Raw genomic sequence first — 11,584 nt, 5'->3', positions numbered from 1 at the left:
TACAGGGGTTTGATCCTCAAAAAAATGACTCACTTGTTTTTCACATTTTCTCTCAATTAGAAAAAAAATGACATTTCGTTTACCTAAAAACCGGACATTTCTACTTTGGAAAGAATAGGACATTTCTATTTTGGTTTGACACTTTTCTTTATTTATGTTGACACTGAAGCATAAGGGGGGTTACCCTAACGCGTTTGTCAAAAGGTATCCCATCTTTGGGAATGCCCAAAGGAAAAGAAGGTGCCTTTCACCTTTATCCAATCGGGTTTTACTGATTACCACCATTTAACTACAAAAGGGGGAAAAATGAACAAATTTTTTATGATTGGCGCGGGGTTAGTATTTATGCTCGCCGCTTGTACACAGCAAGGTGAAGAAGTAAAAATGCTGGATAAAGCCAAGGGTGCGGCATCTGAGGCGGAAAAAATGGCCACAGAAGCTACTGATGAGGCAGGAAAGATGGACACAGGAGATGTTGGTGAGGCAGGAAAAATGGGTTCAGGAGCCGAAAAGTTGGCCACGGGAGCTGATGATGAGGCAGGAAAAATGGTGACAGGAACCAAGGATTCTTTAACAGGAACGGCCACTGATGCTGCCAAAAAAGCAGGGGAAATACCTTTGCCATTGAAGTAATCGAATAACCTGGGGGCAAGTCCAATTTGACCCCTTTAGTTTTAGAACTTTTTACCAACCGCCATGAGGTGAGCGCTGAGACCATATAAACTGGGTTCTGATTCCACGTACCATCTTTAAAAGACGATTTCGGCGCGCCTCGTCATTCCAGTGATCATGAAAATTGGGGATTAGCCAGCCCGGCCCCTCAATACCAAAACAGCCCAGGAGTTTAAACTTTCCCTCTCGTACTTCGGCTTTGAGTCCCTCGGCATTGTGGAAAAATGCATCCGTAAAATAGTCAGGATTGCCTGTTGGGTTCAAATGGTGCCCATCCTTCAAATCGCCATCGACAATCGGAATGGATTCCGGGTCATCCAAAAAACCCCGGAAAAGACCGTCTAATGCATAGACAAAGCGTGAGATGCCGATGGCCATTAAGATTCCACCCGGTTTGAGTACGCGATGAGCTTCCGAGACAGATTTCATGCAGTCTTTGTGTTCTGTTAAATGGTACAACGGACCGAAGAGCAGAACACCATCGACGCTTGCGTCAGGACAATTCAAAGAACGTGCATCTCCCACCGACGCGCTGGCAAGCGGGGTCTCGGGTTGAGCGGATGATGCCCTTTCAGCCTGCTCCACATGATCCGGCATAATATCAATCAAATGGACTTTATAGCCCCTGCCTGCAAGCCAGGAAGCGTGCACCCCGGCTCTCCTCCCACATCCAGACCAACAGCCGGCGGGGGTGGCAAGAAGCGCTGCATGAAATCCTGCAACCGTTTTTTCTCCAACTTTCCGGTTCTTGAGTCAAGACGAAGATGTTCGGGCGCAGCGGTATAGTGCGCGGCTACGTCTTCTGAGGTTGGTGAGGCCGATTTGATTTCTTGATTCATTATGGGAATCTCCGAAATAAAGGGTCAATTTTAAGGTTGAACTATTCTCTATTTTAAGACGTAAAATCCAGTTAAGGAGTCCAACGGGGTCAAAAGGTAAAGTAAAGGGGGCAAGTCCAACCTTACGCCTTTAGTAACGCCTCACCCCTCACTCGTTTTTTATTTTACTCACCGCCGGCTATTGAGTTTTGCCAGGAGGCGTAAAATCTCCAGGTACAACCAGATCAGGGTCACCATCAGGGCAAAAGCGGCAAACCACTCCATGAATTTCGGCGCTCCCGCTTCGGCACCATGCTCAATGAAATCAAAATCCAGGACCAGGTTGAGTGCGGCAATCACCACCACAAAAAGGCTGAATAGAATTCCAATGGTTCCCCCCTCATGGATAAAGGGGATGCCGGTACCGAAAAATCCCATGACCATCGAGACCAGATACACAACCATAATGGCCCCCGTTGCCGCGACCACTCCAAGCCGGAAATTCTGGGTCACTTGAATCATACCGGACCGGTAGGCAATCAATAGGCAAAAAAGGGTCCCAAAGGTAAGTGCAACCGCCTGGATCACAATTCCGGGAAATTTGGTTTCAAAATAGGCTGAAATGCCCCCTAAAAACAAACCTTCCAAACCCGCATAGATAGGAGCTGTGATGGGAGCCCAATCTTTCTTAAAAAAGGTTACCAGGCCCACAATAAAACCGCCAATCGCCCCACCCATCATTAATCCAATAGGGGCTTCTTGTCCCATGGTTTTACCCCATACCCATCCTGCGGCCAGGACCAGAATGAAAAGCATGATAAGGGTTTTGTTCACAGTGCCTTCAATGGTCATCCTTTCCCCAATTACGCCCACACCGGCAGACGTAAATGTTTCTCCATGAAGCATTGGGTTTCCTGTACGCATCATTTTTTTCTCCTCATTTATTTTATTTTTATAGATTAATTTTTATACATGCCTCTACTCTGGAAGATAGGGCATGAAAGTTCGTAACAAGAATACAATGAAAAGTGATAAAGCCAACCCGGCATAAGAGTTAAACCGATACTTCTCGTAATATCGGTCAACAACAAATACCCGAAGGTTCAACAAAACAAGGGAAGACAAAAGCGCAAAAGGTACCTCGATGATATGGCTTAGGCTTTGGGGGCCATAACCGGATGCTGTGATAAAAACCCACAGAACAACGACGAATATCGGGGACGCTATATCACTCCAAAAAAGCCTTTTCTTGCGGTTTGCATACATATACGCCACGGTTCCCAGCCCGCCATAAAGAAAAAAACAAATGGTTATAAATACGATCATTTATAAGTCCAAAAAATTAAATCTGAGGCCCCTAGTGGCGTATCCCCCAAAATATTTGAACAAATCAAGGCCGTCATTCTCGGGCACCCTCCTCTTGCATGTTGAAAACGGGGAGCTAGAATCCAAGAATAAACCTCAAAACTCCAACGTCTAATTTTTATCTCCCGTAACTCCCGGGCCTAGAGCAGTGTTTTTCTGATCAGATCAAAACATATTTTATAATTTTAAGTTTAATAACTTAACAGTATAATTTTATTTATTATTTTATCGATAAAAATATTTGTTTTTTATTTCTAATCCGGTCATTCCAGCACAAGCGGGAATCCAGTTGAAGACACCGGGAAATATAAAATGGTTCTTTTATTTAATTCTGGATCGGGAACTGGAGAAAATAACTCTTCTAAAAAGCCAAAAAGGTGAACTTCATCCTCTTCATAAATTTGACCCCTTTTCTTATTTTCAGATTAGAAAAGAAATTCCTTATACCTGGACTGTGACCACGATTTTGCCTTTTTGTTGGTTAGACTCCATATACCGGTGGGCATCGATAATGGCTTCCAGGGGGAAGGTGCGGTCGATGATGGGTTTCAAGCTGCCGGTTTTAAAACCATCGTAAATATACTGTTTGCCGCGGGCGAGCTTCTCGGGGTCCTGGACAATTTCGAACAGGAGATAGCCTCGCACCGTCAGACCTTTCCCAAGCACGGGAAAGAGGGGGAAGGCTGTGGGTTCCGGTGATAGCGCGCCGTATTCGAAGATGATTCCCCCTGGAGCGGCGGCTTCGGCGAGCTTCTCAAGGAAAGGCCCGGCAACGGGATCGAAAACGATTCGGGCGCCGGTGTTGGCGGTAACGGTCATGACCCGTTTTGCCAAGTCTTCTTCATCACTGACGATTACGTGGTCTGCCCCCGCGTTTAAGAGAAATTGTTTCTTGTCAGGACCTCGGGTCGTGGCGATGGCCAATGCCCCAGCGGCCTTGGTGATCTGAATCGCGGCCAGGCCGACGCTGCTGCTAGCCGCGGTGATCAATACCGGGTCGCCTTTTTTCAATTGACCGAATTCTATGAGCGCGCCGAAAGCGGTCAAGTACTGCATCCAGATCGACGTCCCCTCCACCGCCGTTAGATTGTCGGGGTAACGGGCCACAGCGTAGTCCGGGACGATAGCACTCTCGCCGTAGACGCCATACTTTCCAATCGAAAAGGAGGGTATGGTGCTGACGCGATCGCCAATGTTGACACCGCTGACTCCAGATCCCACGGCATCGATGGTCCCGGCCGCTTCATAGCCGAGCCTTGAAGGAAGTTCGGGGGTTTCCAGATACTGTCCCCGCCGGAACATGACCTCGGCACGGTTGAGGCCGATGGCCTCCACTTTCAGGCGGACCTCGCCCTCACCAGGTTCTGTAAGAGGTAAGTCCTCGACCTTGAGCACTTCCGGTCCTCCTGTTTTATGAAAGCGAACGATCTTTGGCATAACGGGCCTCCTTTAATGTTTCAATTTTCTGGGACAAGATCATGTTGCCTAATGGGCAGGTGATTTGTACGGTTATGTTTTCTTGTACAATTAGATTGCATAGGAAATCTTTTTAAAAATGCAACAAGCCGAACTGGCGAAATTAAAACCCATTATTTACTCTTTTTGTATCTATTTCAATCCCTTTACTTGGTCCGACTCCGGGCAAATGTTTCCCGGGCTTCCATTTTTCCCATCCCCTCCATTCCGATGACCTTCCAGCCTATGGTTTGAAACGGAAAGTGGAAATACAGGCGTTCCCCTTCGGTTAAGTGCTTTCCCTTTTTCCAGAGTTTATGAAAACAAGGAGGCCTAGAACCAACAGAAGGGTTGATGCCCCGGCTGAGACCATACAATAAGGGCAAATGGCCTGAAGGACAAAATACTGGAGATACACGAACCAAACCGATGCCGCAAACCCAAAAGGGGTCATTATGACCGCGGCCAACAGAAAAATATTATTCTTCGTATCAATAAACCCGATGACAAAAAGGAAGATCCCCAGGTAATAGGCTCCACCGTAAACACCTAAGGGAACCCCCAGAATCGTGGCATAGGGGCTGGAAGTTACATCCTCACAACCCGTAAACACCGAGCAGTTCAGAGGAGTTCCAAGATAATGTTTCGCGGCCAGATAGGTTGAATCTCCGAAACCCATAAAACTGATCAGAAGAAACAGACCTATGATCCATTTAGGGGGTGGGGCCAATTTCATTGAGAATGAGTGTCCTGAAGGCTCCATAGGATTGCGGGTTCTGAATTTTAATTTCATTCAGAAAAAAAGTGGGGGTCCCTTCAATAATGAGAAGTGCACCGCTTTGGACATTTTCGCGGATGGCTTGTTTAACCTGTTGTGAATGAAGATCCTTTTGAAATTTTTCCAGATCCAATGAGAGTTCCTCCGCGTATTTTAGAAATAAGTCCATTGGGTTTTCTTCCTTTGACCATTCCTCCTGATGATTGAACATCAGATCATGCATGTCCCAAAATTTCCCCTGGAGCCCCGCCGCTTCCGCTACCTGGGCGGCCATTTGGGCGTGTTGATGAATGTTGGACAAGGGAAAATGGCGATAGACAATGGCCAGTTGATCTCCAAGTTCGGTATGAAGTTGTTTTACCAATGGGGCATACGCACGGCAGGCTGGACATTGGAAATCACTGTATTCTACCAAAACCGTCCTTGCCTCTCTGCTCCCTTCGACCCAATCGCCGGGACCTATCCCAAGGGAAGGTTTGATGATCCCCGAAGGTTCCGTTTGAACGGGTTTCGGAGAGGGGGAAGAAGGAGGGGAAGCGGCAAACCACACAATAAAAAAAGTGGTTGCAATCAACCCAATGAGAACCACTGACCACAATGCCATCCGGGAAGAACCTTTTAATTTGGTGGGTGTTTTTTCCTGTTTCAAAAGAGAGAAGACTCCTTTTATATAAAAGAATTTGTAGATCTGGGTCGAACGCTCAAATACCTAATGACCATTATCAATTCTTTTTATCATAAGTTCAACCTCTTAACTCATACAGATCCATCTTCCTTTGGCATTGCGAAGGGAAGGAAAAAATCTTTGGTTTCCCCTTTTCCAACCATTTCCGTTTACTCCGAATCGTTCCAGCTTTGGTATAAAACATACGGGGACAGGTTCAGTGGGAATGATGGGGTTAGAAAAGAAAACTGGTTCAGGTCGGATCTGGAATTTCGGAAAATGTTTTTCGAATTCCCTCGGACCAAAGCCGCTTTATTTCGTTAAAATAGGGATCACATTCCTCAATACTCCGCCGTAAGGCTACGCGAAAACTGTCCCGCTCATAGCAGAGCAGATCTATGGGAGTGCCCCTCCCACCAGATGGGCCGCCTCAATGAAGTCACATTCTAAATGGTCTCGTGTTTATCTTCTGGGGTACCCTCCTCGTTCAGAATATTGGCACCCCCTGGGTGGCGGAGAGGTTCCCCGAAGCCAGCATGACCAATACACGGTCGCCCGGTTTTTCATACACGGTCATTTTCCGAACGGTTGCGCTCTGGTCCACTCCAGCGTTGGTCCGGGAATCAGGGGCGAAAACCAACCCGGAATCAAGAAGCATTCCCCCACAATAGGTCATTGAACCCCTTTCCAAGGCAAAATACAGAGCCGACTGAAAAGGGTCATGTTTTGCATTTCAGCATCACCGTCAATTCCACCTCCACCGTCTCCTCCCCTTCCCCGAACCAGATATGCCCATCCTGAATGGTGCAATTCAACTTGAGATCCCTCTGGGCCATGGCCGCTATGGCGCGGGTGGTCTCGTTTGAAAGATTGACGATCGTCAGATTATTCGCCTGTCCCAATACGCCACGGTTCTGTTCCCACCACCGGTCGGCTTTGTGGCCCCCATAGGCATAAACGACAACCTGTTGTGCGCGGTTGCAGGCCTTGCGAATGGCTCTTTCATCCGGAAGGCCCACCTCGATCCACAGCTCAACCTCCCCGGTCAGATTTTTTTTCCATAGATCGGGTTCTTCCCCGGCTTTTATTAAACCCGCTCCAATACGTCCATGGGCGAACGAAAGCCCCTCGCTTGCATGCAGGGCAAAGGCAAGAACCCGCACCATTAGTCGCTCGTCGGTTTCCGATGGATGCCGCGCGAGGGTCAGCGCCCGTTCTTGATAGTAGTTCCGATCCAAATTGGCGATCTGAAGTACGGCTTTATAGATGGTGGCGTTGAAGGCCATGGCGTTATCAAAAGAAAGTTAGCAATAGATTATGTTATTTTTTCCGTTATTTTCCATCCATTTTTTCAGGAATTTTTCATGTCTCACCAAAGTATATTGAAATCCCTGAATGATCTCAAGAAAATTGATTAGGAGGTTTCATTGAAAAACTGTTGGAGGATAAAGGTTGGAGGTTTGAGGAATCCCCTGAAAAACGTTATCAACCAGATAAACAAGATAAACCAAATAGGTGTTAGGGATGTTTTTTTGTATTCTGACTGGTGTAAAATAATTCAAATTGATCATCTATTATTGGGGAAAACGATGCTTAATCAATTGATTCAGTTTACTGTGGCAATTATTGTGGTTATGATGACCACTTTACCGCTGGGATGCGGACAGAATTCCGAAAACCAGGCCACAACGACCTTACCTCTTTCCTTATCATTACAAATTGTGGCCACCGGCCTTAATTTTCCTGTTTTCCTCACAACCGTTCCGGGAGACGATAGCCGCCTTTTTATCGTTGAAAAAGGAGGGCAAATCTGCGTCATCAAAAACGGAACCCTGTTGGGAACGCCTTTCCTGGATATCCGGCCTCTGGTCTCCAAGGGATTCGAACAAGGACTTTTGGGACTTGCTTTTGATCCAAATTATGCCAACAATGGCCGCTTCTACATTAATTACACCGACACTGCCGGGGATACCCAGATTGTCCGCTATCAAGTCTCTGCCAATCCCGATATTGCACAGGCAGTGCCGGATAGATTTCTTTTAAGCATTAATCAACCGTTCTCCAATCACAACGGCGGCAATATCATTTTTGGTCCGGACGGCTATCTTTATATCGGCATGGGGGACGGGGGCTCCGGGAATGATCCCCAGGGAAACGGCCAAGATTTAACAGATCTGCTGGGCTCTGTCTTGAGAATTGATGTTAGGCCTGATGGAGACTTTTCAATCCCCAATGACAATCCCTTCAGAAACCACCCTTCCGCTCGGGAAGAGCTATGGGATTTTGGGTTGCGGAATCCCTGGCGGTTTAGTTTTGACCGCCAGACGGGCGACCTTTACATAGGGGATGTGGGACAGAACGCTCGGGAAGAGATCAATGTTGCACCGGGAACATCCGGTGGAGGAAAAAGCTTTAATTATGGATGGAATATTATGGAAGGAACCATCTGCACACCGGGTGTAAATCCGAATTGCGTCATGACTGGTTTGAGACTGCCTGTTTTGGATTATGATCACGACGGCGGAAATTGTTCAGTCACCGGAGGCTATGTATACCGCGGTACGGCAATTCCAAATATTCAGGGAACCTATTTCTATGGGGATTATTGTGCCGGGTGGGTTAGAAGTTTTATATACAAGAATGGGCAGGCGACGGAGCAAACGGAATGGCCTTCCCTTAGTCCGGACGGTGAGATCACCTCATTTGGGGAGGACAACCGGGGAGAAATTTACATCCTCACCGCCCAAGGAGGCGTTTACCGCATCATATCCAATTGAGTCCCTACAGCCCGCCCCGACTTCCCCCGCCTGCTGGGGGTTCTTCAAATATGAGATGTCCCACAAAAATCCGATTCGTCATTCCCGAATGGTTTTATCGGGCCCGCCTGCCAGCAGGCAGGAATCCGATATGGCTCCTTAAAATCAACATCTTCTGGATTCCCGCTCCCCGATAGAGGCATTCGAGGACAGGTTTCGCGGGAATGACGGGAAGGGCCTGGATTTTCGCTTTCCCCTGCCTGCAAGTGCCCGCCGGACAGACGGGTAATGACAAAATTTACCCACTCACTTCCACGATGAGCCTTATTTTTAATGATTGAAACCCCCTTTTTATTGACCACAAAAAAAAGCTCATTTTTATTGTGTCCTTTTACTTTTTATACCTTAAACCGAAAATTCTCCTAAACTGCAATAATGCCCTTGAAAACCTTTTTAGTAAGAACCGGAATGTGTTTCAAAGTTTATGTTTAAAAAATGGGTAACCCTATTGACCTCCTTGTTATTAGTGAAAGGTTTTTGCTATGGCGTTGAAAACCAACCCCAAGACCCAACATCCTATTCATCCACCAGAGGGGGTGCTTATTCTTATCAAATCTCCGAGGAAACCGTTATTGGGTTTCCACAATCGTATTTAGTTAAAAACAATGAATCTCTTCATGAAATCGCCCGGTTCTTCGGATTGGGTTTTTCTGAACTGCTCAGTGTTAACCCTGAAATAGACCCTTGGTTACCTCCAAAGGGCACCCCGCTGATTATTCCCACCGTCTGGATCCTCCCAGATGCGGAGGATAAAGGGATTGTGATCAATATCGCCGAATTAAGGCTATATTATTTCTTTGAAGCCGCAGGATTGAAGATGGTGAAAACCTTTCCCATTGGAATCGGCCGAGAGGGGCTCTCCACCCCGGTAGGTGTCTTCCGGATTACCGATAAACTCAAAGATCCATCCTGGTTTCCTCCTGCATCGGCAAGACGTGAAGATCCTTCGTTACCACAAGTGATACCTCTAGGTCTGGAAAATCCCTTGGGGGGATATTGGCTTCAACTTTCAGTTCCCGGCTATGGAATCCATGGGACTAACCGGCCTTGGGGTGTAGGAAGAAAGATTAGCCGGGGCTGTATACGGCTCTACCCCGAAGATATGCCATGGCTTTTCGATCAAACTGCCAGAGGATTACGGGTTGAAATTGTCAACCAGCCCCTTAAAGTGGGATTTAAAAATGGCGGTCTCTATATCCAGGTCCATAAAAATAACTTGGAACCCCAAAAGCTCTACCATGCTGCTCTCTCGAAGATAAAAGAAATCAACCTGGGTTTCCAGTTGGACCCAAAGACCCTTCAGGAGGCCATCACCAAAAACAATGGCCTTCCTCATTTAATTTCCGGATAATTTTCATCCAAAGATAATAAAACTACTTTTTTTGTTGAAGCTCGAAAGATTTTACAGCTTTTTGGGCGGCTTGATTAGCCCTTTCCGCAGAGGATTCTGCCCGCATGGCCGCAGATTCCGCCCGGGTTGCGGCAGACTCCGCACGTTTTGCGGCTGATTCTGCCCGGTTGGCCGCGGTTTCGGCCCTGTTTGCATCGGACTCTACCTTTTTCGCAGCCGAATTGACTTGTCTGGATGAGGTAATTGCCTCCTGAAGGAGATCCCTGTCATCCTGCTGGAGGGCTCCAGGTCCGGCACATGCCGCGGCAAACATCAAAATACCCAAAACCATAACCATTTTTAACATAACTCCCGTTCGATGATTCATTTTTTTCCCCTTTCAAATGTCTGAAGAGCGTTTCACTGTACGTTCTTTGTTCACTGTTTCAATTCAAAAGCCCCCTTTAGGGGTTCCAGAACCCCTTGGCCATCTCTAGGTTTTACTTTCCGTTTTAACCTGAAAAGAGGTAATGAGTTGTTTCACTTTTTTGCTGTTGCAACCCGGGCATTGAACGACAATTTTATTTTTTTCGGAAAGAGACAAGGCCACAGTGAAAACCTTATCACATTCCTCGCACCGGTATTCATATATTGGCATTTACGCTCTCCATTTCCTGTTTCCCTCAAGCGAAAAAAAACGGTTCCCCTTTTTAACAAAAAAGACTCTTTCGTCTCCATGGAAACCGCCCTGCCTGAAGGGAAGAATGAATTTGACTACAACATATCCTCTTTTTAATAAACCCCCCGACCTTTAGGAACAACTAGCCGGAAAGTCAAAAAGAGGTTTCTTTTATCTGCTAACTTTCTATGGGGTGTTCTTATTCAATCTTAATTTTTGCTTCTTTGCGTTTCGCTTCTTCGGTTTTAGGCAATCTTAATTCTAAGACCCCCTCTTTAAAGGTCGCGCGGGCTTTGTCAATCTGAACCTCCCTGGGGATTTCGATGGTTCGTTCAAAGGACCCAAAGGAGCATTCGGAGTAGTAATAACCTTCTTTTTTTCTCTCCTCCTCCTTTTTCTTCTCCCCTTTTAGGGTGATAAAATTTTCGGTAATGTTAACATCAATGTCCTCTTTCTTCATTCCTGGAAGCTCCGCCTTTACGACCACATCTCCCTTTTCCTCAAAGATCTCCACAGCGGGACCTGTAAAACCGACCTCACTCCATGGGCCGCGCTTCCAAGGCCAGCTCAGACTAAAGGGGAACCTCCCAAAAGGTCTTTTCCAAAAATCCTCAAACAGTTCTTCCATTTCTCTTTCCCGAGAAGTCACTTCAGATAACGGCCGCCTCCACGGAGCAAGGGTCCTTCCTTTCTTCTCTTTTTTCTTGTTCATGGCTAAATCTCCTTTTCTACTGTTTTTTTTGTCTTTTTCCCTATAAATGGATCCCCGGAGTTATAAGCTTACAATTGGATTTTTCCCAATCTAAAATTCCTTACACTGTTGTTAACAATAAGTAAATACAAAAGGCGTGCCCTTTATTAAATCATTGATCAAAATGTTTTTTTAACACAATAAAACATATAGTTATAAAAGGGGACAAACCTTTTGGTAGATCGCGCATGTTTATTGGTGTGACATTTTGCGACTAAACAAACCTGGAGGTTGAGACAGGTGGCCCCACTGGAAA

General features: G+C 46.5%; 14 protein-coding genes and 1 pseudogene. 3 read left to right on the top strand and 12 right to left on the bottom strand.

What is annotated here, in order from left to right; genetic code table 11:
- Positions 1-306 precede the first annotated feature (306 nt).
- Positions 307-633, top strand: a complete 327-nt coding sequence (locus tag VGB26_12480) for a hypothetical protein (GenBank protein ID HEX9758592.1) — start codon at positions 307-309, stop codon at positions 631-633.
- Positions 634-684: 51 nt separating this feature from the next.
- Here the strand turns inward: VGB26_12480 and VGB26_12475 are convergent.
- From VGB26_12475 to VGB26_12440, 8 genes and pseudogenes are all read right to left on the bottom strand, one after another.
- Positions 685-1,332, bottom strand: a pseudogene (locus VGB26_12475) (class I SAM-dependent methyltransferase).
- Positions 1,333-1,679: 347 nt separating this feature from the next.
- Entirely contained in the window at positions 1,680-2,414 is a 735-nt protein-coding gene (locus VGB26_12470) for a Bax inhibitor-1/YccA family protein (protein HEX9758591.1), read from the bottom strand.
- 54 nt (positions 2,415-2,468) lie between these two features.
- Complete coding sequence (locus tag VGB26_12465) at positions 2,469-2,816, bottom strand: hypothetical protein (protein ID HEX9758590.1); 348 nt, start codon at positions 2,814-2,816, stop codon at positions 2,469-2,471.
- A gap of 480 nt (positions 2,817-3,296) precedes the next feature.
- On the bottom strand, positions 3,297-4,292 hold the full coding sequence (locus VGB26_12460; GenBank protein ID HEX9758589.1) for a zinc-dependent alcohol dehydrogenase family protein: 996 nt from the start codon (positions 4,290-4,292) through the stop codon (positions 3,297-3,299).
- A gap of 307 nt (positions 4,293-4,599) precedes the next feature.
- Positions 4,600-5,046, bottom strand: a complete 447-nt coding sequence (locus tag VGB26_12455) for a vitamin K epoxide reductase family protein (protein HEX9758588.1) — start codon at positions 5,044-5,046, stop codon at positions 4,600-4,602.
- Positions 5,024-5,737, bottom strand: coding sequence for a thioredoxin domain-containing protein (locus tag VGB26_12450; GenBank protein HEX9758587.1), 714 nt, complete (start codon positions 5,735-5,737; stop codon positions 5,024-5,026). Before VGB26_12450 ends, VGB26_12455 begins: the two co-directional genes overlap by 23 nt.
- Positions 5,738-6,239: 502 nt before the next feature.
- The gene (locus tag VGB26_12445; GenBank protein ID HEX9758586.1) at positions 6,240-6,428 is read right to left on the bottom strand and encodes a hypothetical protein; all 189 of its coding nucleotides are present in this window, start codon (positions 6,426-6,428) and stop codon (positions 6,240-6,242) included.
- A 43-nt stretch (positions 6,429-6,471) separates the two neighbouring features.
- On the bottom strand, positions 6,472-7,038 hold the full coding sequence (locus tag VGB26_12440; protein HEX9758585.1) for a YaeQ family protein: 567 nt from the start codon (positions 7,036-7,038) through the stop codon (positions 6,472-6,474).
- A gap of 303 nt (positions 7,039-7,341) precedes the next feature.
- Here VGB26_12440 and VGB26_12435 point away from each other — a divergent pair, with 303 nt between their 5' ends.
- Positions 7,342-8,529: a PQQ-dependent sugar dehydrogenase gene (locus VGB26_12435; protein HEX9758584.1), complete on the top strand. Its 1,188-nt coding sequence runs from the start codon at positions 7,342-7,344 to the stop codon at positions 8,527-8,529.
- Between the two features lie 44 nt (positions 8,530-8,573).
- On the opposite strand, the gene VGB26_12430 is transcribed toward VGB26_12435, so the two are convergent.
- Complete coding sequence (locus tag VGB26_12430) at positions 8,574-8,870, bottom strand: hypothetical protein (GenBank protein HEX9758583.1); 297 nt, start codon at positions 8,868-8,870, stop codon at positions 8,574-8,576.
- A 122-nt stretch (positions 8,871-8,992) separates the two neighbouring features.
- On the opposite strand from VGB26_12430, the gene VGB26_12425 reads away from it, so the two are divergent.
- Positions 8,993-9,919: a L,D-transpeptidase family protein gene (locus VGB26_12425; GenBank protein ID HEX9758582.1), complete on the top strand. Its 927-nt coding sequence runs from the start codon at positions 8,993-8,995 to the stop codon at positions 9,917-9,919.
- 22 nt (positions 9,920-9,941) lie between these two features.
- Here VGB26_12425 and VGB26_12420 read toward each other — a convergent pair whose 3' ends face one another.
- The 3 genes from VGB26_12420 to VGB26_12410 form a co-directional block, all read right to left on the bottom strand.
- Positions 9,942-10,286, bottom strand: coding sequence for a hypothetical protein (locus tag VGB26_12420; GenBank protein ID HEX9758581.1), 345 nt, complete (start codon positions 10,284-10,286; stop codon positions 9,942-9,944).
- 105 nt (positions 10,287-10,391) lie between these two features.
- The gene (locus tag VGB26_12415) at positions 10,392-10,556 is read right to left on the bottom strand and encodes a zinc ribbon domain-containing protein (protein HEX9758580.1); all 165 of its coding nucleotides are present in this window, start codon (positions 10,554-10,556) and stop codon (positions 10,392-10,394) included.
- 220 nt (positions 10,557-10,776) lie between these two features.
- The gene (locus VGB26_12410) at positions 10,777-11,289 is read right to left on the bottom strand and encodes an Hsp20/alpha crystallin family protein (protein ID HEX9758579.1); all 513 of its coding nucleotides are present in this window, start codon (positions 11,287-11,289) and stop codon (positions 10,777-10,779) included.
- Positions 11,290-11,584 lie beyond the last annotated feature (295 nt).

Source organism: Nitrospiria bacterium, from assembly GCA_036397255.1.
In the GTDB taxonomy this organism is placed as follows: Bacteria; Nitrospirota; Nitrospiria; order DASWJH01; family DASWJH01; genus DASWJH01.
Note: the sequence above shows the minus strand (reverse complement) of the source record. Positions and strands in the feature narration are given on the sequence as shown.

Coding starts and splice junctions, on each gene's coding strand:
- VGB26_12425 (HEX9758582.1), top strand. CDS start 8,993: ATGTTTAAAAAATGGGTAACCCTATTGACCTCCTTGTTATTAGTGAAA.
- VGB26_12460 (HEX9758589.1), bottom strand. CDS start 4,292: ATGCCAAAGATCGTTCGCTTTCATAAAACAGGAGGACCGGAAGTGCTC.
- VGB26_12480 (HEX9758592.1), top strand. CDS start 307: ATGAACAAATTTTTTATGATTGGCGCGGGGTTAGTATTTATGCTCGCC.
- VGB26_12435 (HEX9758584.1), top strand. CDS start 7,342: ATGCTTAATCAATTGATTCAGTTTACTGTGGCAATTATTGTGGTTATG.
- VGB26_12445 (HEX9758586.1), bottom strand. CDS start 6,428: ATGACCTATTGTGGGGGAATGCTTCTTGATTCCGGGTTGGTTTTCGCC.
- VGB26_12470 (HEX9758591.1), bottom strand. CDS start 2,414: ATGCGTACAGGAAACCCAATGCTTCATGGAGAAACATTTACGTCTGCC.
- VGB26_12455 (HEX9758588.1), bottom strand. CDS start 5,046: ATGAAATTGGCCCCACCCCCTAAATGGATCATAGGTCTGTTTCTTCTG.
- VGB26_12415 (HEX9758580.1), bottom strand. CDS start 10,556: ATGCCAATATATGAATACCGGTGCGAGGAATGTGATAAGGTTTTCACT.
- VGB26_12465 (HEX9758590.1), bottom strand. CDS start 2,816: ATGATCGTATTTATAACCATTTGTTTTTTTCTTTATGGCGGGCTGGGA.
- VGB26_12440 (HEX9758585.1), bottom strand. CDS start 7,038: ATGGCCTTCAACGCCACCATCTATAAAGCCGTACTTCAGATCGCCAAT.
- VGB26_12420 (HEX9758581.1), bottom strand. CDS start 10,286: ATGAATCATCGAACGGGAGTTATGTTAAAAATGGTTATGGTTTTGGGT.
- VGB26_12410 (HEX9758579.1), bottom strand. CDS start 11,289: ATGAACAAGAAAAAAGAGAAGAAAGGAAGGACCCTTGCTCCGTGGAGG.